Here is a 26,509-nt window from a genome sequence, read left to right as displayed (position 1 = left end):
CAAGCCCGGAACGTCACAACCGCGACCCTCCGACCCCGGGGAAACACCCAGGCCGGCGAGGCCAAACAGCGCCTTACTAAACTGGAGCAATGAAACCGCTGGATGGCCTGCATTGGCCCAACCGCTTCGCGGCGCTGGGATCCGATTTCTACACCGAACTGCCGGCCCAGGGCCTGCCCGACCCGCACTGGGTCGCCACCAGCCCCGCCTGCGCCGAGCTGCTGGGCTGGCCCGCCGACTGGGCCGCGCGCGACGGCGCGCTGGGCGTGTTCTCCGGCAATGCCACCTGGTCCGGCATGCGGCCGCTAGCCTCCGTCTACAGCGGCCACCAGTTCGGCGTGTGGGCCGGCCAGCTGGGCGACGGCCGCGCGCTGTGGCTGGGCGAGGTCGACGCGCCCGCCGGCCCGCTGGAGCTGCAGCTCAAGGGCGCCGGCATGACGCCCTACTCCCGCCGCGCCGACGGCCGCGCCGTGCTGCGCTCGTCCATCCGCGAGTTCCTGTGCTCCGAGGCCATGGCTGCGCTAGGCGTACCGACGACGCGGGCGCTGTGCCTCACAGGCTCGCGCCTGCCGGTGCGGCGCGAGTCCATCGAGACCGCCGCCGTCGTCACGCGCTTGGCGCCCAGCTTCATCCGTTTCGGCCACTTCGAGCATTTCGCGCACCACGAGCAGCTGGACGCGCTGCGCCGCCTGGCCGGCTGGTTCATCGCGCACCACGCGCCGGAATGCGCCGACGCGCCGGAGCCTGCTGTTGCGTTGCTGGAGAAGGTGGCGCTGCAGACGGCCGACCTCGTCGCGCACTGGCAGGCCATCGGCTTCTGCCACGGCGTCATGAACACCGACAACATGTCCATGCTGGGCCTGACGCTGGACTACGGCCCATTCGGCTTCATGGACGCCTTCGACCCCGGCCACATCTGTAACCACAGCGACGACCGCGGCCGCTACGCCTACGCGCGCCAGCCCGGCGTCGCGTTCTGGAACCTGCATGCGCTCGCCCAAGCGTTGCTGCCGCTGCTGCCCATCGACACCGATCAGGCGGCCGAGGCGTCGGGCGAGCGGCTGCTGGCAGCCGTCGAGGCCTTCCGTGGGCGCTTCGCGAGCCAGATGCTGGGCCGCATGCGCGCCAAGCTGGGCCTCACGGGCGAAGACGACGGCGACCAGGCGCTGGCCGACGACTTCCTGAAGCTGATGGCAGCGTCGCGCGCTGACTTCACGATCAGCTTCCGTCGCCTGTCCCGCGCGCTCAGTCATCCCGAGCCGCTGCGCGACCTGTTCGTCGACCGCGACGCACTGGACGCCTGGCTGGCCCGCTGGCGCGCCCGCGTGGCGCCCGACGCCGAGGCGCGCATGCTGGCCGTCAACCCGGCCGTCGTGCTGCGCAACCACCTCGCCGAGGGCGCCATCCAGGCCGCGCAACAGGGCGATTTCACCGAAGTCAGCCGACTGCTGAAAGTTCTGAGCCGCCCATTCGACGACCCCGAGAACCCCCACGACGCGGCCTTGCCGCCCGACTGGGCCCAAGGCCTCGAAGTTTCCTGCTCATCATGACCCACGACAGCACCAAGACCTACCCCGTCCACAAGACCGACGCCGAATGGCGCGAGCAACTGGACCCCGTGCAGTACCAGGTCGCCCGGCACGCGGCCACGGAACGCGCCTTCACCGGCAAGTACTGGGACCATTTCACCGACGGCCACTACAACTGCATCGGCTGCGGCACGCCGCTGTTCGAGTCCGGCACCAAGTTCGACGCCGGCTGCGGCTGGCCCAGCTACTGGGCGCCGGTCAACAGCGAGGTCATCGAGCGCGTCGTCGACCGCAGCCACGGCATGGTGCGCGTGGAGGTGCGGTGCAACCGCTGCGGCAGCCACCTGGGCCATGTGTTCCCGGACGGCCCCGAGCCGACCGGCGAGCGCTACTGCATCAACTCGGCCGCCATCGACTTCGTCGAGGACAATTCCTCTTCATGAAGTTACTGCTCGACTTTCTCCCGCTGATCCTCTTCTTCATCGCCTTCAAGGGCGCAGAAGGCAACCCCGATGCAGCGGCTGCGTTCGCGACCCAGCATTTCGGTTTCCTCGTGCAGGGCGGCGTCGTTGGCCCCAAGGAAGCGCCGGTGCTGCTGGCCACCGTGGTCGTCATGCTGGCCACGCTGGCGCAGGCCGCCATCCTGAAGATCCGCGGCCAGAAGATCGACCTGATGCTGTGGATCAGCCTGGCGCTGGTCGTCGTGCTGGGCGGCGCGACGATCTGGTTCCACAACGAGACCTTCATCAAGTGGAAGCCTACCGGCCTGTACTGGGCCATGGCACTCACGCTCTGGATCTCGCTGGCCGCGTTCGGCAAGAACCTCATCCAGGCGATGCTGGGTGCGCAGCTCAAACTGCCTGATGCCATCTGGGCCACGCTCAACCGCGCCTGGGTGCTGTTCTTCGCAGCCATGGGTGTCGTCAACCTCTATGTGGCCTACAACTTCTCCACGTCAGCCTGGGCCAACTTCAAGGTCTTCGGCGTCACGGGCCTGATCCTGGTGTTCACCGTTGCGCAGAGCGTCTATCTCGGCAAGCACCTGCCGCCTGAGGAGGACAGCCAATGACCATCGCCGCCGACATCGAGCGCCGGCTGCAGGCCGAGCTGGCTCCGTCGCTGCTGACGATCCGCGACGACAGCGCCAACCACGCCGGCCATGCCGGGGCCCGCGAGGGCGGTCACTTTCATGTGACTGTCGTGTCGGCCCGCTTTACCGGTCTGCAAAGAATCGCGCGTCATCGCCTCGTCTATCATTGCCTGACCGACCTGATGCAGCGCGGCATCCACGCTCTGGCAATTGACGCCAAGGCGCCGGGTGAAGCCTGAAGGCCGGGCGTGACCAAACCACGCGCCCATCCCGGGCGCGATTTTTTTTAGCACCACCTGATCTCTCCATCCATGAAGAAGTTTGCGCTCGCCGCCGCCGTCGCGGCACTGGTCCCGGCCGCTGCCATCGCGCAGAACATCGCCACCGTCAACGGCAAGCCCGTGCCCAAGGCCCGCATGGAGACGCTGATCCAGCAGGTCACCAAGAGCGGCCAGCAGCAGCGCTCGCCGGAACTGGAAGCCCAGGTCAAGGACGAGGTCGTGCGCCGCGAGATCTTTATGCAGGCAGCCGAGAAGGCCGGCATCCCGCAAACCAGCGACTACAAGGCCCAGATGGAACTGGCCCGCCAGATGCTGCTGATCCGCGGCCTGATGGAAGACTTCAAGACCAAGAACCCCGTGGCCGACGCCGAGGCTCAGGCCGAGTACGACAAGTTCAAGGCGGCCAACACCGGCAACGAGTACCGTGCCCGCCACATCCTGGTGGAGAAGGAAGAAGACGCCAAGGCCCTGATCGCCCAGATCAAGGGTGGCGCCAACTTCGAGGAACTGGCCAAGAAGAACTCCAAGGACACCGGCTCCGCGCAGAACGGCGGCGACCTGGACTTCGCCAACCCCAACAACTTCGTGCCCGAGTTCAGCAAGGCCATGACCGCGCTGCAGAAGGGTGAGATGACCCAAGAGCCGGTGAAGAGCCAGTTCGGCTACCACATCATCAAGCTGGAAGACACGCGCGCCGCCACCTTCCCGGCCTTCGACGACGTCAAAGCCCAGATCAAGCAGCGCATCGAACAGCAGAAGATGGCCGAATTCCAGGACGGCCTGATCAAGAAGGCCAAGACCGACCACACCTTCAGCAAGTAAGCTGCTCAGCAGACGTACTTCAAGACCCGCTCCGGCGGGTCTTTTGCCATCTGAGCCCCACACGCCATGACCGACGCACACGACGCCCTCAGCACCCGCCTCGTTCACGCCACCGGTGGCGACCGCCATTCCGGCGGCGTCCACGTGCCTGTCCACCCCTCCGTGCAGTACGCCTACGACAACGTCGAGGACCTGATTGGCGTGTTCCAGGGCCGGGTCAAGGGCAGCTTCAACTACGCGCGCCAGGGCACGCCGACGACAGCGGCGCTGGAGGCCGTCGTCACCGAGCTGGAGAGCGGCACCGGCAGCATCAGCTTCGCCACGGGCATGGCAGCGCTGACGGCGCTGTTCCTGACGCTGCTGAAGGCGGGGGACCATCTCGTCACCAGCGCCCGCGTGTTCGGCAACACCAACAGCCTGTTCCAGACGCTGGAGGGCCTGGGCATCACCGTCAGCCGCGTCGATGCCGGCGACGTGGCCGCCGTGCAGGCCGCGCTGCGCCCCGAGACGCGCATGGTGTTCGCCGAGACCATCGCCAACCCCAGCACGCGCATTCCCGACCTCGACGGCATCGGCGCGCTCTGCCGCGAGCGCGGCCTGCTGTACGTCGTCGACAACACGGTCACGTCACCGGCGCTGTGCAAACCGAAGCGCTTCGGCGCTGGCCTCGTCATGAACTCGCTGACCAAGACGCTGGCCGGCCACGGCGAGGCGCTGGGCGGCATGGTCACCGACACGGGCTGCTTCGACTGGGCCACCTACCCCAACATCTTCCCGGCCTACCGCCAGGGCGACCCGCGCGGCTGGGGCCTGCAGCAGATCCGCAAGAAGGGCCTGCGCGACATGGGCGGCACGCTGTCCAGCGAGGCGGCGCATCGCATCCTCGTCGGCATGGAGACGCTGGAGCTGCGCCTCAAGCGCAGCAGCGACACCGCGCTGGCGCTGGCCCGCCACCTGGCCGCCCACCCGGCCATCGCCCAGGTCCACTACCCGATGCTGGAAAGCCACCCCGAGCACGCCCGCGCCCGCGACTGGTTCGGCAGCGGCTCGTGGATGATGGCCTTCGAGCTGGGCGACGCCGGCCGCCTCGTCGAGGTGTTGAACCGACTGCGCCTGCCACTGAAGGCCACCGGCCTGGCCGACACGCGCACGCTCATCATCCCGGTGGCGCCGACCATCTTCTGGGAGATGGGCGCCGAGTCGCGTGCCGCGATGGGCATCGCCGACGGGCTGGTGCGGCTGTCGGTGGGGCTGGAAGCCCCGGAAGACCTGATCGCCGACTTCGACCAGGCGCTGGCCTAAGCCGCGAGCCGCCCCGCCTCGATGCGCAGCTGGCGCTCGCAGCGCGCCGCGATCTCACGGTCGTGCGTCACGAGCACCAGCGTCGTGCCGGCCTCGCGGTTCAGCTCGAACATCAGTTCCATCACCGCCGCGCCGGTCGCGAAGTCCAGGCTGCCGGTCGGCTCGTCGGCCAGCAGCAGCGCCGGCCGCTGCACGAAGGCACGCGCCAGCGCCACGCGCTGCTGTTCGCCGCCCGACAGCACGCGTGGGTAATGGCCCAGGCGCTCCCCAAGGCCAACCCGGCCCAGCATCGCAGCCGCCTGCTCACGGGCATCGCGCGCGCCGCGGAGCTCCAGCGGCAGCATCACGTTCTCCAGCGCCGTCAGGTTGGGCAGCAGCTGGAAGCTCTGGAACACGAAGCCCAGCTCCCGCGCACGCACGGCGGCGCGCTGGTCCTCGTCCAACGTGAACAGATCCTGCCCGCGCAGCTTGACGGTGCCGCCGCTGGGCACGTCCAGGCCCGCCAGGATGGCCAGCAGCGTGCTCTTGCCAGAGCCCGACGCGCCCACGATGGCAACGGACTCCTGCGCGGCCAGCTCGAAACTGATGTCATGCAGAATCGTCAGCTCCCCGGTCGCGTCGCGCACGCGCTTGGTGATCTGATCAACTTGGACAAGGACTTCGGGCATGTCGGGACTGCGGCGGCGTTGGTGGTTGGCGCACTTTAGCGTCGGGGCGCTAGCCAGCTGGACGTCAGGGGTCACTGCGGCGGCCGAGGCCCCCGTGGTGCTCGTCGTCGGCGACAGCCTGTCGGCCGAATACGGCATCACCGCCGGCAGCGGCTGGGTGGCGCTGCTGCAGGCGCGGCTGGCGCAGCAGAAGAAGCCGCACCGCGTTGTCAACGCCAGCATCAGCGGCGACACGACGGCGGGCGGCCGCAGCCGCCTGCCCGCCGCGCTGCGCACGCACAAGCCGTCCATCGTCATCATTGAGCTGGGCGGCAACGACGCGCTGCGCGGCCTGCCGCTGAGCGGCACGCGCGACAACCTGCTGGCCATGGCTCGCGCTGCGCAGGCGGCCGGCGCCAAGGTCGTCATCGTCGGCATGCAGGTGCCGCCGAACTACGGCGCCAGCTACGGCCGCGAGTTCGAAGGCCTGTTCGGCGATGTGGCAAGGCAGGTGAAGGCCGGTCTTGTGCCCTTCCTGCTTAAGGGCGTGGCGGACCGGGCTGACGCGCTGGAATGGTTCCAGCCCGACCGCATCCACCCGCTGGCCAAGGCGCATCCGACGATGCTGGACAACGTCTGGCCGGCGCTGCGGCCGATGCTCTGACGCGGCGCCCACGCGGGTGCCGGGCCTGACTCAGCGCAGGTCGTTGCCCTGCCGCTGCGGGCCGTCGGTGTTGCGGCGCTCGGCGCGCTCCTGACGGGCCGGCACGCCGTCCTGGCGCGCGCGTTGCGGGTTGTCGGTGCGGGGCTGCTGCGCCTCGCGGGCCGGCTGCGGCATCTGCGCACGCGGCTCCTCACGGCGCATCGGCATCTCGCGCTGCTGCATGTCACGTTGCTGCTGCTGGAAGGCCTCACGGCGCTGCTGCATCTCGCGTTGCTGGGCTTCGCGTTGTTGCATCTCGCGCTGTTGCATCTCGCGTTGCTGGGCTTCGCGTTGTTGCATCTCGCGCTGTTGGGCTTCGCGCTGCTGCACCTCACGCTGCTGGGCTTCGCGTTGCTGCATGTCGCGCTGCAACTGCTGCTGCTGCGCCGCGCGCTGCGCCTGCTCGCGCTGGAACTGCTCATCACGACGCATCTGGTGCTCGCGCTGCGGCCCCCAAGGAACATTCTCGGGCCCGCCGCGCGGCGCCTCCTGGGCAGGCCGGGCTGGCTGCGCCGGATCCTGGGCCACGGGCAGGCCCGGCTGGGCGATGGGTTGCGGCGTGACAGGCCGCTGCGGCGCGGTCACCACGGCGGCAGGCGGCGTCACATCCGACCCACGGCGAGGCTCGCGGCGCAGCGGCAGCTGGTCGTCACTGCGCCAGCCCATGCCGGGCTCACGGTCTCGCTCGCGCTCCCGGCGATGCGGCATCTCGGCCTCGGCCGGCCGCGTCGGCAGGGCCGGCAGCACAGCGGCCAGATCCCCACGGCCCGGTGCCGCAGGCAGCGGGCGGTTCCAGCCCGGTTCGGGCTTGCGATCGGGGCCGCGCACCGGCAGCGGCTGGATGGCCGCGCCCGGGGCGGGCAGCGTGCTGACGGCCTGGGGCACGTCCCGGTAGCGGTGCGGGCGCTGCACGGTGACGGGGTCACGCGCCTCACGCCAGGGGTTCACGCGATGCACATGGTGCGGCGTGTGGCGATAGGCCGGCACGTAGACCTCGCGCGGCGCCAGCGGGTACCAGCCAAAGCGCGGCGGCGGCGCACGATGGCCGATGCTGATGCCCACGCTCACCGAGCCGCCGCCCACCCAGCCCACCAGGGCCGGCGCGTAGACGGGGCGATGCACGTAGGACCCCGGCGCCCAGCACCAGCGGCCGCGCCAGCTGACCCAACGCCCGTAGTGGAAGGGCGCGAAGCCCCAGGGGGCGTCGTCCACCCAGGTCCAGCCCCAGTGGCGCGACCACACCCAGCGACCGTGGCGGTAGGGCGCCCAGTCGGCCACCACCAGCGTGGTGGGGATCCACAGGTTGCCGTACTCGGTCGACGTCTCCCAGCGGCCGTGGCGGTCCAGGTCCTCGGCACCGGTCATCTCGGGCGAGATGTAGCGCGCCACGGGGCGGTCGCCCTCGGCGCGGCTCTCGGCCAGCACCCAGTCGCCGAAGCCATCGGCGTACAGCGAGCTGCGCTCCGCGCGCGGGCCGTCGGGCCACCATAGCTCCACCTGCTCGCCGCTGCCCAGCGACACCGGCGCCGCACCGCGGGCCCAGTCAAAGCGCAGCCGACCCTGCCAGACGTAGACCTTGGTGCCACGGTCCAGCTGCTCGACGCGGTACAGGCCCTCGCGCTCCGGCTGGGCCGTGCCCTCGCGTGTGCGCAGCCGCGTCTCGGCCACGTTCTCGGCGTTGCGCAGCCGGATGGCGACATCGCCGCGATCGATCTGCAGCAGTGTCTGGCCGTCGTCCAGCTGGGTCAGCTCCAGGTCGCTGCGCTCGTCCAGCCAGATGGAGGTGGAGCCGGCGCGCAGCGACACGCGGCCGCGCTCGTCGGTGCGCACGCGGTCGCCCTCGCCCACGGTCTGGTTGCGCGTGAGGCGGGTCCATTCACGGGTGTCGTGGTCGAACAACCAGGCGTCGCCGACGACCTCGACGACACGGGCCGCGCGCGCGGGCGGGTCGCGGTCGGCCTCCTGCGCGCGGGCGCCGGGGGCGATGGCCACCAGCAAGGCCATCGCGAGGATGCGCCACTGGCGGCGCGACAGGACAAGCGGAGAGTCGGTGGAAGTAGTCATGAGCTGCTGCTCCTTTGCGCCTGCGCAACGCGGGCGGCCCGTGGGCGGTGCACCGCGCTTACAAGTTTTTCAATTGGGCCGGGCTGGGCTGGCGTCAGTCGTCGTCGCTGTTCGGGTCCAGCTCCGGGAACAGCACCGACGTGAAGCCGAAGCGCGTGAAGTCGGTGACGCGCATGGGGTACAGGATGCCATCCAGGTGGTCGCACTCGTGCTGCACCACCCGGGCATGAAAGCCATCGGCGATGCGATCGATGGGGTGGCCGTCGGCATCGAAGCCGCGGTAACGGATGCGCTCGTCGCGTTCGACGACGCCGCGCAGGCCGGGAACCGACAGGCAGCCCTCCCAGCCCTCGGTGCGGCCGCCGTCCAGCACCTCGATGACGGGGTTGATCAGCACCGTGGGCGGCACAGGCGGGGCCTCCGGGTAACGGGGATTCTTGGAGTAGCCGAAAATGACTAGCCGCAGGTCGACGCCGATCTGCGGCGCGGCCAGGCCGGCTCCATTCGCGGCGGCCATGGTCTCGAACATGTCCGCAATCAGCGCCCTCAGCGCCGGCGTACCGAATTCGGCAACCGGCTTGGCGACGCGCAGCAGGCGCGGGTCCCCCATCTTCAGGATCTCGTGAACGGCCAAGCGGGCCTCCCAGGTCAAAACGTAGCCGATTCTAGAAACTCACTCTCATGCTCGACTTCCTCGACGACCTCGGCCACGGCATCTACGCCATCGACACCGGCTTCCAGCGCCCGCGCTTCGATGCGGCCTACCTGATGGTGGAAGACGGCCGTGCCGCCTTCATCGACACGGGCACCAACTACGCCGTGCCCCGCCTACTGGCCGCGCTGGAGGCACTGGGCCTGGCGCGCGACGCGGTGGACTGGGTCATCCCCACCCACGTGCACCTGGACCATGCCGGCGGCGTGGGCCTGCTGATGGACGCCCTGCCCCGCGCCCGCGCGCTGATCCATCCGCGCGGCCTGCGCCACTTGGTGGACCCCAAGGCGCTGTGGCTGGGCGCCATGGCCGTATACGGCGAGGCCGAGATGATGCGCAGCTACGGTCGTCTGGTGCCGGTGCCCACCGAGCGCGCCGAGGCCAGCCATGACGAGCAGGTGCTGATGCTGGCCGGCCGGCCGCTGCGCCTCATCGACACGCCCGGACACGCGCGGCATCACCACGCCATTTGGGACGAACGCAGCCGCAGCTGGTTCACGGGCGACACCTTCGGCCTGTCCTACCGGGTCTTCGACGTGGACGGCCGCGCCTGGCTGACGCCGACGACGACGCCGGTGCAGTTCGAACCCGAACCTCTGAAGGCCACGACGCAGCGGCTGCTGGAAGCCCGGCCCGAGGCCATGCTGCTGACGCACTACGGCCGCGTGGGCGGCTCGGAGGCCGAGGTGCGCCGGCTGGCCGCGCAGATGCTCGTGCAGCTGGACGAGATGGTGGCGCTGGCGCTGGCGCTGCGCGATGCGCCCGACCGGCACGAGCGGCTGAAGGCCGGGCTGCTGGACGGCTACCTGGCGCACTTGCGCGCCCACGGCCACGCGGCGGACGCCGACGCCGCCGCATGGCTGGCGCTGGACGCCGAGCTCAACGCCCAGGGCCTGGAAGTCTGGCTGGACCGCCCGCCGCGCTGAGCAATCGCACTGGCGCCGGGCGGCACTCGCACCGCACCGGTGCGCCGCAAGGGCGCGGCTGCACCGCCCGAGTGCTAGGCAGCGCTGACCTGCTGCCCGCCCCCAGGCGAGCGGGCGGGCATGGCTTTTGCAAATGTCCTGTCGAGGCGCCGCGCGAAAGCGGGCTCCCGATCTCTTCAAACCATCGCCAACGGCGGCGAGTGCCTCGCAACCAGCGCCCTCTCGGGGCGCTGCGGCGCAGGCAGTCTCTTCAAACCGCACCCGACAGGGTGCCGCCGAGGGTGCTGGCTTTTCTGTCGGCCCGTGGGCGGCTGTTGTTGACAGGAAAGCCATGCATATCGTCCTCATCGGCCACGGAATGGTGGGCCAGAAATTTCTCGAATCCCTCGCCGAGGGCCCCGCAGCTGCCCAAGTGCAAGTGACGGTGCTGTGCGAGGAGCCGCGCCCGGCCTACGACCGCGTGCACCTGTCCGAGTTCTTCTCGGGCAAGACGGCCGAGGATCTGTCGCTGGTGCCGCCGGGCTTCTTCGAGCAGCACCCGGGCTTCCGCCTGCGCCTGGCCGCCAAGGCCACGGCCATCGAGCGCCGCGACAACACCGTGACGCTGGCCGACGGCGAGGTCGTGCACTACGACAAGCTGGTGCTCGCCACGGGCTCGTACCCCTTCGTGCCGGGCGTGCCGGGCCGCGAGCGCCCGCACTGCCACGTCTACCGCACCATCGAGGATCTGGAGGCCATGCAGGCCTCGGGCAGGGTCAGCAAGAGCGGCGTCGTCATCGGCGGCGGCCTGCTGGGGCTGGAGTGCGCCAAGGCGCTGCGCGACATGGGCCTGCAGACGCATGTCGTCGAGTTCGCGCCGCGCCTGATGGCCGTGCAGGTGGACGACGGCGGCGGCCGCGTGCTGCGCGAGAAGATCGAGGCGCTGGGCGTGCAGGTGCACACCAACCGCAACACCGTCGAGATCACTGACGGCGTGTCGGCCCGCCACCGCCTGGTGTTCACCGACGGCACCTGGCTGGAGACGGACATGCTGGTGTTCTCCGCCGGCATCCGCCCGCGCGACGAGCTGGGCCGGCAGAGTGCGCTGGCCACGGGCCCGCGCGGTGGCATCGTCGTCGACGACCAGTGCCTGACCAGCGACCGGCACATCTACGCCATCGGCGAGGTGGCGTCATGGCGCGAACAGACCTTCGGCCTCGTGGCTCCCGGCTACGAGATGGCCCGCGTGGTGGCCCGCCACATCGCCGGTGACGCCGCCGCCGCCTTCCCCGGCGCCGACATGAGCACCAAGCTCAAGCTGATGGGCGTGGACGTGGCCAGCATCGGCGACGCGCATGCCAAGACGCCCAAGGCGCGCAGCTACCAGTTTGTTGACGAGCGCAAGCAGATCTACAAGAAGATCGTCGTCAGCGAGGACGGCCAGTTCCTGCTGGGCGCCGTGCTGGTGGGCAACGCCGACGAATACGGCACGCTGCTGCAGATGGCGTTGAACGGCATCAAGCTGCCGGCCGACCCCGAGTTCCTGATCCTGCCGAGCAGCGACGGCAAGGCCGCCGTTGCCATCGGCCCCGACGCGCTGCCCGACAGCGCCCAGCTGTGCTCGTGCAACAACGTCACCAAGGGCCAGATCTGCGCGGCCGTCGGCGAGGGCTGTACGACGATCGGCGACATCAAGGCCTGCACCAAGGCCGGCGCCACCTGCGGCGGCTGCGTGCCGCTGGTCACGCAGGTCATGAAGTTCGAGATGGCCAAGCGCGGCATGGCCGTCAACAACCACCTCTGCGAGCACTTCCCGCACTCGCGCCAGGAGCTGTACCACCTGATCCGCGTCGGCGGCCTCAAGACCTTCAGCGACCTGCTGGCCAAGCACGGCAAGGGCCTGGGCTGCGACATCTGCAAGCCGGCAGCGGCGAGCATCTTCGCGTCGTGCTGGAATGACTTCGTGCTCAAGCCCGAACTCGCCGCGCTGCAGGACAGCAACGACTACTACCTGGGCAACATCCAGAAGGACGGCAGCTACTCTGTCGTGCCGCGCATGCCGGGCGGCGAGGTCACGCCCGACGGCCTCATCGCCGTGGGCCAGGTCGCGAAGAAGTACGGCCTGTACACCAAGATCACCGGCGGCGCCCGCGTCGACATGTTCGGCGCCCGCGTCGAACAGCTGCCGCTGATCTGGGAGGAGCTGATCGCGGCCGGGTTTGAATCCGGCCATGCCTACGGCAAGTCGCTGCGCACGGTGAAGAGCTGCGTGGGCAGCACGTGGTGCCGCTATGGCGTGGACGACTCGGTGGGTCTCGCCGTCGAGATCGAGAACCGCTACAAGGGCCTGCGCGCGCCGCACAAGATCAAGTTCGGCGTGTCCGGCTGCACCCGCGAATGCGCCGAGGCACAGGGCAAGGATGTCGGCATCATCGCCACCGACAAGGGCTGGAACCTCTACGTCTGCGGCAACGGCGGCATGAAGCCGCGCCACGCCGAGCTGATCGCCAGCGACCTGAGCAAGGCCGACCTGATCAAGTACGTCGACCGCTTCCTGATGTTCTACGTGCGCACGGCCGACCGCCTGCAGCGCACCAGCACCTGGCGCGACAACATGGAGGGCGGCCTGGACTATCTGAAGAGCGTTGTCATCGACGACAAGCTGGGCCTGGGGCCTGAGTTGGAAGCGCAGATGCAGGCCGTCGTCGACACCTACCAGTGCGAATGGAAGACTGCCGTCACGACGCCCGAAGTGCGCCAGCGCTTCCGCAGCTTCGTCAACAGCGACAAGGCCGACGAAAAGATCATCTTCGTCGAGGAGCGCGGCCAGATCCGCCCGGCCCGCGCCGAGGAACGCGAAGAGCAACCCGCCTGAGCCCATCCAAGGAGCAACGCATGAGCAACAGGACCTTCACCCCCATCTGCAGCGTCGACCAGATCCTGCCCGACACCGGCGTCGCCGCGCTTGTGGACGGCCGCCACGTGGCCGTGTTCCGCGTCGGCACGGACCGCTTCCACGCCATCGACAACATCGACCCGCGCTCCGGCGCCAGCGTGCTGTCGCGCGGCCTGGTGGGCAACCTCGGCGAGCGCATCGTCGTCGCGTCGCCGCTCTACAAGAACCATTTCGACCTCAGCACCGGCGAATGCCTCGAAGCGCCCGAGCAGTCGGTGCGGGCGCACGCCGTGCAGGTGCAGGACGGCCGCGTGCTCGTCGCGCTGGCCTGACGCCGCGACCCCGGCGGGCCTGAGGGCCGCGCCAAGACTTGCTCCCCGGTGGCGACGACGCCACCGCTTCGACCTCGAACCGCAAACGCCCCAGCCGCACCGGCTGGGGCGTTTGCGCTTGTTCATCCCTCTCGTTCCTCCACGAAAGACAAGACCATGGCCTACGTCGTTCCGACCGAGTTCGTCACCAAGATGGTGGACGCCGGCGAATCCAAGCTGCTGATGTCCACCCGCGACACGCTGATCCGCGCCTACATGGCCGGCGCCATCCTCTCGTTGGCGGCCGCGTTCGCCGTCACCGTCACGGTCAACACCGGTAACCCGCTCGTGGGCGCCATGCTGTTCCCGGTGGGCTTCATCCTGCTGTACCTGATGGGCTTCGACCTGCTGACCGGCGTGTTCACGCTGGTGCCGCTAGCCGTGCTGGACAAGCGCCCCGGCGCAACCTGGGCCGGGTGCTTTCGCAACTGGACGCTGGTGTTCTTCGGCAACTTCGCCGGCGCGCTGACCGTGGCCGTGCTGATGGCCATCATCTTCACCTTCGGCTTCAGCGAGGCGCCCAATGCGGTGGGCCAAAAGATCGGCCACATCGGCGAGGGCCGTACGGTCGGCTACTCGGCGCACGGCGCAGCCGGCATGCTGACGCTGTTCGTGCGCGGCGTGCTGTGCAACTGGATGGTGTCCACCGGCGTCGTCGCGGCCATGATGTCCACGTCCGTCTCGGGCAAGGCTATCGGCATGTGGATGCCCATCATGGTGTTCTTCTACATGGGCTTCGAGCACAGCATCGTCAACATGTTCCTGTTCCCGTCGGGCCTGATGCTGGGCGGCAACTTCACGATCATGGACTACCTGATTTGGAACGAGATCCCCACCGTCGTCGGCAACCTCGTGGGCGGCCTGACCTTCGTGGGCCTGACGCTGTACGCGACGCATTACAAGACGGCGCCCAAACGCGTGGTGGGTTGAAGAAGACTCAAAGGCAACCACAGAGTCACAGAGGCACGGAGAAATTCAGAGCTTGCTCTGTGCCTCTGTGGTTGCATTTCCTGAGCCTACCGACATGACGCTGCGCCTGGCCGTCGGCCAACACTCCGAGGCCGGCCGCAAGCCGCTGAACCAGGACTTCCACGGCGTCGCCCAGCCGACCGACGCGCAGCGCCGCTCGCGCGGCATCGCGTTGGCGATTGCCGACGGCATCAGCAGCAGCCCGGTCAGCCAAGTCGCCAGCGCCGCCGCCGTGCGCGGCTTCCTGGAGGACTACTACGGCACCTCCGAGGCCTGGACGGTGCGCCGCGCCGCCCAATGCGTGCTGGCCGCCACCAACGGCTGGCTGCACGCCGAAAGCCAGCGCGGCGAAGGCCGCTTCGACAAGGACCGCGGCCATGTCTGCACCTTCAGCGCGTTGGTGTTCAAGGGCCGCGAGGTGCATTTGCTGCACGTCGGCGACACCCGCGTCTACCGCGTCCATGCCGGCGGCGCGCTGGAGCAACTGAGCCAGGACCACCGCGTGCGCCTGTACGGCGGCCAGACCTACCTCGGCCGCGCGCTGGGCGTGACGGCACGCCTCGACATCGACTACGCCTGCTGGGCCACCGAGGTCGGCGAGACCTTCCTGCTGGCCAGCGACGGCGCCTACGAATTCCTGGACGCTGCCGTCGTGCAGCAGACGCTGGCCGCCCACGGTGCCGACATGCAGGCCGCCGCCGAGGCGCTGGTGGTGGCAGCGCTGGCGCGTGGCAGCCAGGACAACGTCACCGTCATGCTGGCGCGCGTCGAATCCCTGCCCACGCAGATCGCCGCGCCCGTCAGCCGCGACGGCCTGCGCCTGCCGCCGCGCCTGTCGCCACGCCAGGAGTTCGAGGGCTACCGCGTCGTGCGCGAGCTGCAGCAGACGGCGCGCAGCCAGGTCGTGCTCGCGGTCGACGCGGACGGGCGCGAATGGGCGCTCAAGCTGCCGACGGCCGATCTGGCCGGCCATGCACGCGAGCTGGACCGCTTCGCCACCGAGGAATGGGTGGCGCGGCGCGTCGACAGCCCGCACGTCATCAAGGCCGCGCCGCCCGAGCGCAAGCGCGAGCACCTGTTCACCGCCGTCGAGTTCATCCATGGCCAGACGCTGGCGCAGTGGATGACCGACCACCCGCGGCCCGGGCTGGACGAGGTGCGCTGCATCGCCGACCAGATCGCGCGCGGACTGCAGGCGCTGCACCGCAAGGAAATGCTGCACCAGGACCTGCGGCCCGAGAACCTCATCATCGACCGCCACGGCACCGTCATCCTCATCGACCTGGCCTCGGCCCATGTGGCGGGCCTGAGCGAAGGCTTGGGCCATTACCCGGGTGACAGCCGCGCGCTGGAGCTGGCGGGCACGCTGCAGTACACCGCGCCGGAGTACTTCACCGGCGACGGCGGCTCACCGCTGGCCGAGCTGTTCTCGCTGTCCGTGCTGGTCTACCAAATGCTGACCGGCGCCCTGCCCTACGGCCTGCAGGTGCCCCAGGTGCGCGGCGAGCGCGACCTGCACAAGCTGCAGTACGTACCGCTGCGCACGCGCCGCCCCGACCTGCCGGCATGGCTGGACCGCGTGCTGAAGAAGGCGCTGCAGCCGCAGGCGGCGCGGCGGCAGCAGGCGCTGTCGGAGTTCCTGCACGACCTGCACGCGCCGGGGCCGGAGTTCATGACGCGGGACCGCACGCCGCTGCAGCAACGGCATCCGCTGCTGTTCTGGCAGGGGATGACGGTGGTGTTCGGGTTGGCGACGCTGGTGCTGCTGGGCTTGCGCGCGACGGGCCGTTAGGCGGCACCTACCGCCCAACTGCGACTCAAACGTCCAGGCCGAGCTCCTGGATCTTCCTCGTGATCGTGTTCCGCCCGATGCCCAGCTTCTGCGCGGCCTCGATGCGGCGGCCGCGGGTGATGTCCAGGGCGGTCAGGATCAACTGCGCCTCGAAGCGCTTGGTCAGCGCGTCCCACACATCGGGCTCGCCGGCAGCAAGGCGGGTGCGGGCGTCGGCGGCCATGTCGGCCAGCCAGCCTTCGCCGCTGCTGGTGCTGGCCGGCGCGGCCGGTGACGCAGACGCGACGGCCGGCGCAGCAACCAGGCCGGGCTGCAGCGCCGGGGGCGACAGCGGCGCGGCACTCACATAGCCCGGCTGCAGTTCCTCCGGCAGGTCCTCGGGCTCCACCATCTGGCTGGGCGCCATGACGCTGAGCCAGTGGCAGATGTTCTCCAGCTGGCGCACGTTGCCGGGGAACTCGAAGTTGGTCAGCACGGCCAGCGCGGCGTCGGACAGGCGCTTGGGCTCGACGCCCAGCTCCGTCGCGCTGCGCTGCAGGAAGTGGCGGGCCAGCGCGGGCACGTCTTCCTTGCGCTCGCGCAGCGGCGGCAGGCGCAGGCGGATGACGTTGAGGCGGTGGAACAAGTCCTCGCGGAACACGCCCTGGCGCACGCGCTCTTCCAGGTTCTGGTGGGTGGCCGCTATGACGCGCACGTTGCTGCGCATCGGGCTGTGGCCGCCAACGCGGTAGAACTGGCCGTCGGACAGCACGCGCAGCAGGCGCGTCTGCAGCTCGAACGGCATGTCGCCGATTTCGTCCAGGAACAGCGTGCCGCCGTCGGCCTGCTCGAAGCGGCCGCGCCGCGAGGCCTGCGCACCGGTGAACGCGCCGCGCTCATGGCCGAAGAGCTCGCTCTCCAGCAGGTCCTTGGGGATGGCCGCCGTGTTGATGGCCACGAACGGGCCTTCGCCGCGCGGGCTGTGCTTGTGCAGCGCGCGGGCCACCAGTTCCTTGCCCGAGCCGCTCTCGCCCGTGATCATCACAGTGACATTGCTTTGCGATAACCGGCCGATCGCGCGGAACACGTCCTGCATCGCCGGGGCCTGGCCCAGCATCTCGGGAACTTCGGCCGCGGCCTCCTGCGCGCCGGCCTCGCGCTGGCTTTCTTCCTGCGCGCGGCGGATGAGTTCCACGGCGCGCGGCAGGTCGAAGGGCTTGGGCAGGTACTCGAAGGCGCCGCCCTGGAAGGCCGACACGGCGCTGTCCAGGTCGGAATAGGCCGTCATGATGATGACGGGCAGTGCAGGCAGCCTCGCTTTGACCTTGGCCAGCAGCTCCAGCCCCGAGCCGCCAGGCATGCGGATGTCGGAGACCAGCACTTGCGGCGAGTCCTCGTCAAGCGCGGCCAGCATGTCGCGCGCATTGCTGAAAGACCGCACCGGCAGCCCCTCGCGGGCCAGGGCCTTCTCGAGCACGAAGCGGATCGAGTGGTCGTCGTCTACAACCCAGATGGATTTCATGCGTGTCCTCGGCTGCCCCGTGGCCTTGTGGGGTTAGGGCAGCGGTAGCGTGATTCTGAAATTCGTCTTGCCCGGCTCGCTTTCGCAATCGATCATGCCCTGGTGTTGCTGGGCGACCGTTTGCGCAAGCGTGAGTCCGAGGCCCGAGCCGCCCTCCCGCCCGGAGACCAGGGGAAAGAAGATGCGATCCCGGATCTCGGCGGGGACGCCGGGACCGTTGTCCTCGACATGCAATTCCAGTGCCAAGCGCCAGCGCTGCTTGCCGATCGTGACCTGCCGGGCCACGCGCGTGCGCAGCAGGATCTGCGCGTCGCCGGCCGCCATGCGCGGCGCGAGCACCTGGGCTGCGTTCTGCACGATGTTCAACACCATCTGGATGAGCTGCTCGCGGTCGCCGCGGAAGTCGGGCAGTGAGGTGTCGTAGTCGCGCTGGATCGCCAATCCCTTGGGATGCTCGATCAACACCAGCGCCCGCACCCGCTCGCAGATCTCGTGGATGTTGACGTCACCTACTACTTGCGCCTTGCGGTGCGGCGCCAGCAGCCGGTCCACCAGGCTTTGCAGGCGGTCGACCTCGTGCACGATGACCTGCGTGTACTCGGTCAGTTCGGGGCTGCCGTCCTGCAGCTCCAGCGCGAGCAGCTGCGCCGCACCGCGGATGCCGCCCAGCGGGTTCTTGATCTCATGCGCCAGGTTGCGCGTGAGCTCCTTGGTGGCCTGCACCTGGTCGAGGTTGCGCTCGTCGCGGTCCTGGCGGGCGAGCTGGCCGATCTCGATGAGCTCCACCAGCACGCGCGGCGTGCCGCCGGCCGCCGCCTCCATTTGCGAGACGATGACATGCACCGGCAGCCCGTCCTCATGGGCCCAGGCGCCGCGGCGCAGCACGGCGTCGAAACGGCTGCTGGAGTAGTGGTTGGCGGCCACGCCGTCCAGCGTCTCGAGCAGGCGCTGGGCGTCGTCGAACCAGTCGGGCAACTGGGCCCGCTGCACCGCGCGGCGCGACAGCCGCATGGTGTCCTCGAACGCGGCGTTGGCGAACAAGCATTCGCCGGCGGCACTGGTGACGACGACCATGGTCGCCAGCAGGTCCAGGCCGGCGAACTCGGCCGGCAGCAAAGAGTGATCAGTCATGGCGCACGGGATCTCCCGCCGCGCCGGGCGCGTCAGGAGGGGATTTTGGCGATTTCCCGCTTGAGGGCCTGCACATCGGCCTCGAAGCGGGAGACGTTGTCCTTGAGCTCGGCCATGCGGTCGAGGTACTTCTGGTAGTTGCGCTCATCGCCGCGGCGTTCCTGGCCCGCCGAGAACTCGCGCTGCGCACTGGCCAGGCGCTCCTCAGCCTGACGCAGCTCGGTCTGCAACACACGGCGACGCTCGTCATCGCGCACGCGCTGCTGGCCGGCATCGACGCGGCCCTCAGCACCGCGCGAGCCCTCCGCCGCCGGCGCCGATGAACGCGGCCGCGGCGTCTGCACCACCGTGATGGGCGAGCCCTCGATCGTGCGGCAGCCCTTCTCCTGCGCCTCCTTGGCGGAGAGCGCGTCGGTGTAGAGCACCGGCGGGCCGGGGCAGCGGTAGACCGTGCCCTGGGCCTGCACGCCCAGGCTGGCGAGAACGAGCAACGGGGCCAGCAGTCGGTTCAGCATGGCGGCATTGTGGATCAGGCGCAAGGGCCGGATGAGCCAACAAAAAGGGGCCGCAGCAGCGGCCCCCTTGGCGGAGGATGGTCAAGGCAGCGTTGACGCTGCGGCCCGGGCGGGCGGCAGCAAGCCTGCTGCCTTGGCGCATCACAGCGCGTAGTACATGTCGAATTCGACCGGGTGCGTGGCCATGCGGAAGCGGGTCACTTCCTGCATCTTCAGGTCGATGTAGGCGTCGATGTAGGCATCGGTGAACACGCCACCCTTGGTCAGGAACGCGCGGTCCTTGTCCAGGTAGTCCAGGGCCTGGTCCAGGCTGTGGCAGACGGTCGGGACCAGCTTGTCCTCTTCCGGCGGCAGGTGGTACAGGTCCTTCGTGGCGGCTTCGCCCGGATGGATCTTGTTTTCCACGCCGTCCAGACCGGCCATCAGCAGGGCTGCGAAGCACAGGTAGGGGTTGGCGGACGGGTCCGGGAAGCGCGCTTCGACGCGGCGGCCCTTGGGGTTGGCCACGTACGGGATGCGGATCGAGGCCGAGCGGTTCTTGGCCGAGTAGGCCAGCTTCACCGGGGCTTCGAAGCCGGGCACCAGACGCTTGTACGAGTTCGTACCCGGGTTGGTGATGGCGTTCAGCGCGCGAGCGTGCTTGATGATGCCGCCGATGTAGTACAGCGCGAAGTCGCTCAGGCCGGCGTAGCCGTCACCGGCGAACAGGTTCTTGCCGTCCTTCCAGACGGACTGGTGAACGTGCATGCCGGAGCCGTTGTCGCCGACCAGCGGCTTGGGCATGAAGGTCGCGGTCTTGCCGTAGGCGTGGGCGACGTTCTGGACGATGTACTTCTGCAGCTGCGTCCAGTCGGCGCGCTCGACCAGCGAGCTGAAACGCGTGCCGATTTCCATCTGGCCGGCGTTCGCCACTTCGTGGTGGTGAACTTCGACGGGGATGCCCATCTGTTCGAGGATCAGGCACATCTCCGAGCGCATGTCCTGGCCGCTGTCGACCGGGGGCACGGGGAAGTAGCCACCCTTGACGGTGGGACGGTAACCGGAGTTGCCGTGCTCGTATTCCTTGGACGAGTTCCAGGCGCCTTCTTCGGATTCGATCTTGAAGAACGAGCCCGACATTTCGTTGCCCCAGCGGACGCTGTCGAACACGAAGAACTCGGGTTCCGGGCCGAAGAAGGCGGTGTCGCCCAGGCCGGAGGACTTCAGGTAGGCCTCCGCGCGCTTGGCCAGCGAACGCGGATCGCGCTCATAGGCCTTGCCGTCGGTCGGGTCGATGACGTCGCAGGTCAGGATCAGCGTCGGCTCTTCGAAGAAGGGATCGATGTTGGCCGTGTTGGGATCGGGGATCAGCAGCATGTCCGACGCCTCGATGCCCTTCCAGCCAGCGATGGAGGAGCCGTCGAAAGCGTGACCCGACGTGAACTTGTCTTCGTCGAAATGGGACACCGGCACGGTGACGTGCTGTTCCTTGCCACGGGTATCGGTGAAGCGGAAGTCGACGAACTTGACTTCGTTCTCCTTCACCAGGTTCATCACATCGGCGACGGTCTTGGCCATCAATTGCTCCTACGGGATCGAGGGGGTGGGTTGCCGCTGATAACGCACACGCGCTTCAGCCACGGGGGAAAGCAAAGCAGTTTGCATGCCAGATGCACCGACATGGGTTGCAGCTCGGCTGCTCGGTTCATTATCGTTGGGAGGCCGGTTACGGCCAGGGTTCTATCGCACCAGTTCGGTGCTTATAGATGCACCAAATGAGATCACGCCCTGTTTGAGTGCAAGATAGGCCGCATCGAGGCGGTCGGCATCGCCCTTCACACCCAGTTCGATGCAGCGGCCCCACTGCGGGTGATCGACGCTGGGCAGGCTGAACACCTTGATGCCGGCGAAGGTCGATTCCACCTGCTCCATCAGAGGTGTGAGGCTGGCTTCCATAGCACCCTGGACGATCAGCGAGCGTTCCTGCACGCCCACCTGGCGGTGCAGCTGCGGGTAGCGATCCAGCGCCCAGGCCATCATCGGATGGGCCATGACGGGGAAGCCTGGCACGAAGTGGACGTTGCCGACGAAGAAACCCGGAATCTTGTTGTAGGGGTTCGGAATGATCCCCGCCCCTTCGGGAAACACACCCATTTCGAAGCGACGCACCGTATCGGGGTGATCTTCGGCGGCTGTCTGCCCCTGCTCCTGCGCCATCTGCTGCACGCGCTGCCAGATCAGCTCGCGCGCCTCGGGGTGCAGCGCCAGCGGCCGGCCCAGGGCGGCAGCGGCGGCCTGGCGGGTGTGATCGTCGGGCGTGGCACCGATGCCGCCGCAGCTGACGACGAGGTCGCCGCTGGCGAAGGCCTCGCGCAGCCGCGCCGTCAGGCACTCGCGGTCGTCGCCCAGGTATTGCGCCCAGGAGAGTTGCATGCCGCGCTCGGCCAGCAGTTCGATGAACTTGGCGAGGTGGGAGTCGCGGCGTTTGCCGGACAGGATCTCGTCGCCAATGATGATGAGGCCAACGTGCATGGGCTTCAGGCTCCCGGGAGGACTTCGGAAATAACGACCGGCTCGCCCGCGCGTTGCGCCTGCAGCGCCGCCAGCGCGTAGTGCGTGAACCAGGCCGTGGAGAACGCGAACACCAGCGTATAGAGCCAGATGGCGACGAGCACCGTCAGCGGCGCGAAGATGACGCCCGCCACGCCGGACACGGCCCACACCAGCGACGGCACGGCCCCCAGGTAGCCGCACATGACACCCATGGTCAGCAGCGGCACGCGGTGCGCCTTGAGCAGCGCGCGGCGCTCGTCGGCCGAGGCGTGCTCGGCCAGCACGTCGAAGCCGAACACGCGGTAAGTCAGCCAGCCCCAAATCAGCGGCGGCAGCACCATAACCAGCGGCGGCACCAGCCACAGCGGCATGGACAGCACGATAAGCACCAACGCCAGCAACGTCGCGCCCAGCGACGCCGCGACGCTCTGCGCCAGCGTGCCGCCGCGCTTCTTCTCCAGCAGCGGGAAGCGCCGCTCGGCGACGAGCCGCACGATGGCCGGCGTCATGCACAGCGCCACCAGCAGCAGGCTCAGCAGGATGACGACGGGCAGCACGCCGGCCAGCACAACGATGTTGGCCAGCACGCTGCGGAAGGACTGCAGGCCGAACGAGTCCAGCCAGCGCAGCAGGCTCTCCACGAGCAGCCAGCTCTCCAGCGTGGCCCGCACGCTGGCGATGGCGCCCTCCCAGAAGAAGAACATGAAGCCGAACGCCAGCACGCCGCAGATCAGCAGCGGCAGCAGCGACAGGCCGATGACGCGCGGGTGCAGGCAGTAGGCGGCGGCGCGCCAGAAGGAGTCGATCAAGCTGTTCATCGCGGGCGGAGTATCACTGCGCGCGGCGCGGCGTGACTCAGAGCTTGGGAGTTTTTCGGCCGTGCCCGAAAGGCACGTCAAAGCGCCTCCGATCTAGGCGCAAAGCACAGCCATAGCTCGGGCTATGGCGCGCATTTGCAACGAAGAGCGGGGGTGTTTTGGCGTGCAAGGCGGGCATGGGTGAAAGACTCTCAAGCTCTCAGGGCACGGTCAATGCCGCACCAGCCGCACCAGCCCCAGCCACTGCTGGCGCCAGAAGCCGCGGCCGTAGTCGCGGCCACCCTCCTCGGGCAGTTGGTCACGCACGCCAGTGGGGTCGTAACGCAGGTCGAAGTTGGCGGTCCCGAACAGCTGGTCCCACACCGGCAGCAGCACGCCGAAGTTGTGGCCGCCCAGCGTGCCGCGGCCGTTCGCCTCATGGCCGATGCCGATGCTGTGGTGCAGCCGATGGAAGCGCGGGCTCACCAGCAGCCGCTCGCCGAGGGCGCCGAAGCTCAGCCGCACATTGGCGTGCTGCAGGCTCTCGTGCAGCTGCGTGATGACGGTGATGGCGACGAACTGGCCCGGCTCCACGCCGATGAAGCGGGCCAGCAGCGCGAACGCGGTGCCGAGGATGACGTCGTCCAGCAGGTGGTTGCGGTTGTCGCTCCACATCGTCATCTGGCGCTGGCTGTGGTGCAGGCTGTGCAGCGCCCACCACCAGTGCCAGCCGTGCTGCCAGCGGTGCAGCCAGTAGCCGACGAAGTCGAACGCCACCAGGTACAGCAGCAGGCTGACCCAGGCGATATCGGTCACGCCGGGCCAGAGGGCGTCCAGCTGCCAGGTGGGCAGGCCGGCCAGGCGCAGTTGGCTGGCGGCCGCATCCCACAACGGCTCGATGCTGAAGAACATGGCCAGCCGCACCAGACCCAGGCGGTGGATCAGCGTGTACGCGATGTCGGTGCGCACCGCCGCACGGTCGGTCAGCGGCTCCACCGGCCAGCGCCGCTCCAGCAGGCGGATGCCCAGCAGCATGATGACGATCTGCAGCAGCCCCAGCAGCAGCCAGCCGGTAGCGGCGAACGCGTCCTCCAGCAGGTTGCCCAGGCCGATGCCGAACACCAAGGGCTGCACGGCATGTTCGTACAGCGCGAGCTGCAGGTTGTCGAAGGTGTTGGAGATCCAGTCGATCACGGTTTCTTGAACCAACGGGCGTAGCGGGGATGCTCCCGCAGCGGCGCGAAGCATAGGCCGCGCTGGGAAAGCCCGTGGAGCAGCGGGTCCAGCACCGCCGGCGCCCACGGGTCCTGGCGGTCCCAGATGCCCAGGTGGGCCATCAGGATGTCACCCGGCCGGACGTCACGCAGCGCCTTCTCCAGCAGTTGGGCGTTGGGATGGGCCTGGCTGTTCAGCTCGTCACCCAGGAAGCCGGCGCGGCTCCAGCCCACATGCGTGAAGCCGCAGGCCTGGGCGGCGGCCAGCAGGGCCGGCGAAGTGCGGCCGCCCGGCGCGCGGAACAGCGGCGCCAGCGGTTTGCCCGTCATAGCGGTGAAGCGCTCGCCAACCTGCTTCAGGCTGGCGCAGTACTGCTCGGCCGTCAGCTCGCGCACGACGGGCTTCTGCACGCCGGCCTGGGTGCGCACGCGAAAGCGCGTGACGCGGCCGTCGGCCTCGGGCAGGTCGGCCAGCCAGATGTCGTGATCCCAGGTGTGGGAGCCGAAGTCATGGCCCTCGGCCACGCGCTCGCGCCACCACGGCGCCCAGGTCGCGTCCAGCGTCGTGCCCCCGGTCTGCGTGGGCTCGCTGGCCAGGAAAAAGGTCGCGCGCGCGTCGTGCTTCTTCAGCGTTTGCGCGATCAGCGGCGCCACGCCCATGTGGCCGGTGTCGAAGGTCAGGTAGACCGGCTTGTCGCAGGCCGCTCCGGCCCATGGGGACACCACCGCACAGGCCGCGGCGAGCGCCAACAGTCGCGCCTTCATAGACGGGGTTTGTGATCCAAGGTCCAGATGCCGTGCGGCGACTTTCCGACCTTGACCTGCCGCACCACCTTGCGCGTGCCCGTGTCGATCTCGGTGACCTTGCCGGCCCAGCGCGAGGTGACGAGCAGCGTCTTGCCATCGGACAGCATCTCCATGTCGTCCGGGCCGGCCGGGCCCGGGAACTGGTCGACCACGCTCATCGTCGTCAGGTCGATCTTGCTGATGGTGTTGGCCGCGCGGTTGCTGACCAGCACGTGGCGCTTGTCGCCCCAGGCGCGGAAGGAATGCGCGCCGTTGCCGGTGGGGATGCGCTTGGACAGCTTGGGCGCGGCGCCGCTGACGTCCCACACCTCCACGAACTTGTCGCCCGTCAGACCCACCAGCAGGTGCTTGTCATCCGGCGTCAGGTAGATGTCGGCCGGCATCTTGCCGACCGGCGTCTTCCACTTGATCGCCTGCGTACCCAGGTCGATGGCCAGCAGCTCGTCGCTGTCCTGCAGGCTCACGTAGACCGTGGTGCTGCGGGTGTCGATGTTCAGGTGGCTGGGCGTCTTGGGCGCGTGGATACGCTTGACCAATTGCAGTGGCTCGGCCGCCGTGCTCCCCTGCCAGCGGTACAGATCCACATGGTCCAGCCGGTTGGCCGCCGTGACGAACCACTTCATGTCCGGCGAGAAACGCAGGTGGTAGGGATCGGAGATGTTCCTCACCACGCGCTGCACCTCGGCCGTACGCGGATCCACGAAGGTCAGCGAGTCGCCCAGCGCATTGGCGACGATGAGGGACTTCTCATCCGGCGACAGGTAGAGGTGATGCGGCTCCTTGCCGGTGGGGATTCGCTTGGTGACGGTGAAGCTCACCGGGTCGACGACGGCAATGTCCGCGCTCAGCGAATTGAGCACAAACACCGGCGGACGCGCCGGCTGAACGGGCTGGGCCTGCGCCCCCAGCGCCACCACCATGGCCAAGGCCACCGACCAACTGCGCAACATCCCGAACTCCCGTCGACCACGAAAAAGGGCGGCCCACGCCGCCCTGCAAAACCAGTTTACCCGGGGGGCCTGCGCGGCCAGCTGTCCCAGGTCAAACCGCGCGCGCTGCGCGTTCAGTCGTCGCGGTCGCCCCCGAGCAAGCCGCCCAGCAGGCCGGCGCCGGCAAAGCCGCCCAGCACCGAGCCCTCCTCGCGGCCGCCCCCGCCGGTCTGCGGCGCCGCCGCGAAGATGCGCGAGGCCAGGCGCGAGAACGGCAGGCTCTGCAGCCACACCTCACCCGGACCGGTTAGCTTGGCCAGGAACAGGCCCTCGCCACCGAACAGCGCCGTCTTGATCTTGCCGACGTATTGGATCTCGAAGTCCACGCTAGGCGTGTAGGCCACCACGCAGCCGGTATCCACCAGCAGCGTCTGGCCTGGCTGCAGCGTGCGGCGCACGACCGTGCCGCCCGCATGCACGAAGGCCAGGCCGTCGCCCTCGAGCTTCTGCATGATGAAGCCCTCGCCGCCGAAGAAGCCGGTGGACAGCTTCTGCTGCAGCGCGATGCCCAGCGACACCCCGCGCGCCGCGCACAGGAAGGAGTCCTTCTGGCAGATCAGCATGCCGCCCAGCTGGCGCAGGTCCATCGGCAGGATCTTGCCGGGATAAGGCGCGGCGAAGGCCACGCGCTGCTTGCCGTGGCCGTTGTTGGTGTAGACGGTCGTGAACAGCGACTCGCCCGTGATCAGGCGCTTGCCGGCACCCAGCAACTTGCCGAAGAAGCCGCCGCCCTGGTTGGCCGAGCCGTCGCCGAACACCGTGTCCATGTGGATGCCGGCATCCATGAACATCATGGAACCGGCCTCGCCGATGGCCGCTTCGCCGGGGTCCAGTTCGACCTCGACGAACTGCATCTCGGCACCCTTGATCTCGTAATCGACTACATCCATCGCCATGTCGGCTCTCCTGAAAAAAGCGCGCGCATGATGCCACGGGTCTC

The 26,509-nt window shown here is 68.8% G+C and carries 25 protein-coding genes; 12 read left to right on the top strand and 13 right to left on the bottom strand.

Annotated features, from left to right (window positions below):
* The first annotated feature begins 89 nt into the window (after positions 1 to 89).
* The 6 genes from ACG0Z3_RS09195 to ACG0Z3_RS09170 all read left to right on the top strand — a co-directional run bounded on the left by ACG0Z3_RS09195 (position 90) and on the right by ACG0Z3_RS09170 (position 5,024).
* Positions 90 to 1,550 (top strand): protein adenylyltransferase SelO, encoded by a 1,461-nt coding sequence (locus tag ACG0Z3_RS09195; protein WP_394397041.1) that lies wholly within the window; start codon positions 90 to 92, stop codon positions 1,548 to 1,550.
* Positions 1,547 to 1,972, top strand: coding sequence for a peptide-methionine (R)-S-oxide reductase MsrB (gene msrB / locus ACG0Z3_RS09190; RefSeq protein ID WP_394397039.1), 426 nt, complete (start codon positions 1,547 to 1,549; stop codon positions 1,970 to 1,972). Before ACG0Z3_RS09195 ends, msrB begins: the two co-directional genes overlap by 4 nt.
* The gene (locus ACG0Z3_RS09185; RefSeq protein ID WP_394397037.1) at positions 1,969 to 2,598 is read left to right on the top strand and encodes a septation protein A; all 630 of its coding nucleotides are present in this window, start codon (positions 1,969 to 1,971) and stop codon (positions 2,596 to 2,598) included. The genes msrB and ACG0Z3_RS09185 overlap by 4 nt, the downstream gene beginning before the upstream one ends.
* The gene (locus ACG0Z3_RS09180; RefSeq protein WP_394397035.1) at positions 2,595 to 2,858 is read left to right on the top strand and encodes a BolA family protein; all 264 of its coding nucleotides are present in this window, start codon (positions 2,595 to 2,597) and stop codon (positions 2,856 to 2,858) included. Before ACG0Z3_RS09185 ends, ACG0Z3_RS09180 begins: the two co-directional genes overlap by 4 nt.
* 72 nt (positions 2,859 to 2,930) lie before the next feature.
* Positions 2,931 to 3,722, top strand: a complete 792-nt coding sequence (locus tag ACG0Z3_RS09175; RefSeq protein ID WP_394397033.1) for a peptidylprolyl isomerase — start codon at positions 2,931 to 2,933, stop codon at positions 3,720 to 3,722.
* Positions 3,723 to 3,788: 66 nt separating this feature from the next.
* Positions 3,789 to 5,024 (top strand): cystathionine gamma-synthase family protein, encoded by a 1,236-nt coding sequence (locus tag ACG0Z3_RS09170; protein WP_394397031.1) that lies wholly within the window; start codon positions 3,789 to 3,791, stop codon positions 5,022 to 5,024.
* On the opposite strand, the gene ACG0Z3_RS09165 is transcribed toward ACG0Z3_RS09170, so the two are convergent.
* Positions 5,021 to 5,692, bottom strand: a complete 672-nt coding sequence (locus ACG0Z3_RS09165) for an ABC transporter ATP-binding protein (RefSeq protein WP_394397029.1) — start codon at positions 5,690 to 5,692, stop codon at positions 5,021 to 5,023. The genes ACG0Z3_RS09170 and ACG0Z3_RS09165 overlap by 4 nt on opposite strands.
* Here ACG0Z3_RS09165 and ACG0Z3_RS09160 point away from each other — a divergent pair.
* Complete coding sequence (locus ACG0Z3_RS09160) at positions 5,691 to 6,335, top strand: arylesterase (protein WP_394397027.1); 645 nt, start codon at positions 5,691 to 5,693, stop codon at positions 6,333 to 6,335. The genes ACG0Z3_RS09165 and ACG0Z3_RS09160 overlap by 2 nt on opposite strands.
* A gap of 30 nt (positions 6,336 to 6,365) precedes the next feature.
* On the opposite strand, the gene ACG0Z3_RS09155 is transcribed toward ACG0Z3_RS09160, so the two are convergent.
* Both ACG0Z3_RS09155 and def read right to left on the bottom strand, forming a co-directional pair.
* The gene (locus ACG0Z3_RS09155; protein WP_394397026.1) at positions 6,366 to 8,438 is read right to left on the bottom strand and encodes a DUF6600 domain-containing protein; all 2,073 of its coding nucleotides are present in this window, start codon (positions 8,436 to 8,438) and stop codon (positions 6,366 to 6,368) included.
* 94 nt (positions 8,439 to 8,532) lie between these two features.
* Positions 8,533 to 9,072: a peptide deformylase gene (gene def, locus ACG0Z3_RS09150; protein ID WP_394397024.1), complete on the bottom strand. Its 540-nt coding sequence runs from the start codon at positions 9,070 to 9,072 to the stop codon at positions 8,533 to 8,535.
* Positions 9,073 to 9,119: 47 nt separating this feature from the next.
* Between def and ACG0Z3_RS09145 the strand changes: the two genes are divergently transcribed.
* The 5 genes from ACG0Z3_RS09145 to ACG0Z3_RS09125 all read left to right on the top strand — a co-directional run bounded on the left by ACG0Z3_RS09145 (position 9,120) and on the right by ACG0Z3_RS09125 (position 16,083).
* Positions 9,120 to 10,076: an MBL fold metallo-hydrolase gene (locus ACG0Z3_RS09145; protein WP_394397022.1), complete on the top strand. Its 957-nt coding sequence runs from the start codon at positions 9,120 to 9,122 to the stop codon at positions 10,074 to 10,076.
* Between the two features lie 331 nt (positions 10,077 to 10,407).
* Complete coding sequence (gene nirB, locus ACG0Z3_RS09140) at positions 10,408 to 12,930, top strand: nitrite reductase large subunit NirB (RefSeq protein ID WP_394397020.1); 2,523 nt, start codon at positions 10,408 to 10,410, stop codon at positions 12,928 to 12,930.
* Between the two features lie 20 nt (positions 12,931 to 12,950).
* Complete coding sequence (nirD, locus tag ACG0Z3_RS09135) at positions 12,951 to 13,283, top strand: nitrite reductase small subunit NirD (protein WP_394397018.1); 333 nt, start codon at positions 12,951 to 12,953, stop codon at positions 13,281 to 13,283.
* A 156-nt stretch (positions 13,284 to 13,439) separates the two neighbouring features.
* Positions 13,440 to 14,252, top strand: coding sequence for a formate/nitrite transporter family protein (locus ACG0Z3_RS09130; RefSeq protein WP_394397016.1), 813 nt, complete (start codon positions 13,440 to 13,442; stop codon positions 14,250 to 14,252).
* Between the two features lie 94 nt (positions 14,253 to 14,346).
* Complete coding sequence (locus tag ACG0Z3_RS09125) at positions 14,347 to 16,083, top strand: bifunctional protein-serine/threonine kinase/phosphatase (protein ID WP_394397014.1); 1,737 nt, start codon at positions 14,347 to 14,349, stop codon at positions 16,081 to 16,083.
* Positions 16,084 to 16,108: 25 nt separating this feature from the next.
* Here ACG0Z3_RS09125 and ntrC read toward each other — a convergent pair whose 3' ends face one another.
* The 10 genes from ntrC to ACG0Z3_RS09075 form a co-directional block, all read right to left on the bottom strand.
* Positions 16,109 to 17,584 (bottom strand): nitrogen regulation protein NR(I), encoded by a 1,476-nt coding sequence (gene ntrC, locus ACG0Z3_RS09120; protein WP_394397012.1) that lies wholly within the window; start codon positions 17,582 to 17,584, stop codon positions 16,109 to 16,111.
* Positions 17,585 to 17,617: 33 nt separating this feature from the next.
* A complete protein-coding gene (gene glnL / locus ACG0Z3_RS09115; protein WP_394397010.1) occupies positions 17,618 to 18,715 on the bottom strand; it encodes a nitrogen regulation protein NR(II) in 1,098 nt (365 codons plus the stop codon).
* A gap of 32 nt (positions 18,716 to 18,747) precedes the next feature.
* Positions 18,748 to 19,230 (bottom strand): hypothetical protein, encoded by a 483-nt coding sequence (locus ACG0Z3_RS09110; protein WP_394397008.1) that lies wholly within the window; start codon positions 19,228 to 19,230, stop codon positions 18,748 to 18,750.
* Positions 19,231 to 19,371: 141 nt separating this feature from the next.
* A complete protein-coding gene (glnA, locus tag ACG0Z3_RS09105) occupies positions 19,372 to 20,787 on the bottom strand; it encodes a type I glutamate--ammonia ligase (protein WP_394397006.1) in 1,416 nt (471 codons plus the stop codon).
* A 162-nt stretch (positions 20,788 to 20,949) separates the two neighbouring features.
* The gene (locus tag ACG0Z3_RS09100; protein ID WP_394397004.1) at positions 20,950 to 21,741 is read right to left on the bottom strand and encodes a competence/damage-inducible protein A; all 792 of its coding nucleotides are present in this window, start codon (positions 21,739 to 21,741) and stop codon (positions 20,950 to 20,952) included.
* Between the two features lie 5 nt (positions 21,742 to 21,746).
* Positions 21,747 to 22,580, bottom strand: a complete 834-nt coding sequence (locus tag ACG0Z3_RS09095) for an EI24 domain-containing protein (RefSeq protein ID WP_394397002.1) — start codon at positions 22,578 to 22,580, stop codon at positions 21,747 to 21,749.
* A gap of 210 nt (positions 22,581 to 22,790) precedes the next feature.
* On the bottom strand, positions 22,791 to 23,753 hold the full coding sequence (locus ACG0Z3_RS09090) for a sterol desaturase family protein (RefSeq protein WP_394397000.1): 963 nt from the start codon (positions 23,751 to 23,753) through the stop codon (positions 22,791 to 22,793).
* Positions 23,750 to 24,538 (bottom strand): polysaccharide deacetylase family protein, encoded by a 789-nt coding sequence (locus ACG0Z3_RS09085; protein ID WP_394396998.1) that lies wholly within the window; start codon positions 24,536 to 24,538, stop codon positions 23,750 to 23,752. Before ACG0Z3_RS09085 ends, ACG0Z3_RS09090 begins: the two co-directional genes overlap by 4 nt.
* On the bottom strand, positions 24,535 to 25,530 hold the full coding sequence (locus ACG0Z3_RS09080) for a YVTN family beta-propeller repeat protein (protein WP_394396996.1): 996 nt from the start codon (positions 25,528 to 25,530) through the stop codon (positions 24,535 to 24,537). The genes ACG0Z3_RS09085 and ACG0Z3_RS09080 overlap by 4 nt, the downstream gene beginning before the upstream one ends.
* Positions 25,531 to 25,643: 113 nt before the next feature.
* Positions 25,644 to 26,465, bottom strand: coding sequence for a TIGR00266 family protein (locus ACG0Z3_RS09075; protein WP_268168383.1), 822 nt, complete (start codon positions 26,463 to 26,465; stop codon positions 25,644 to 25,646).
* Positions 26,466 to 26,509: the final 44 nt, after the last annotated feature.

It is taken from the genome of Pelomonas margarita (assembly GCF_043555875.1).
GTDB lineage: Bacteria > Pseudomonadota > Gammaproteobacteria > Burkholderiales > Burkholderiaceae_C > Pelomonas > Pelomonas margarita.
Note: the sequence above shows the minus strand (reverse complement) of the source record. Positions and strands in the feature narration are given on the sequence as shown.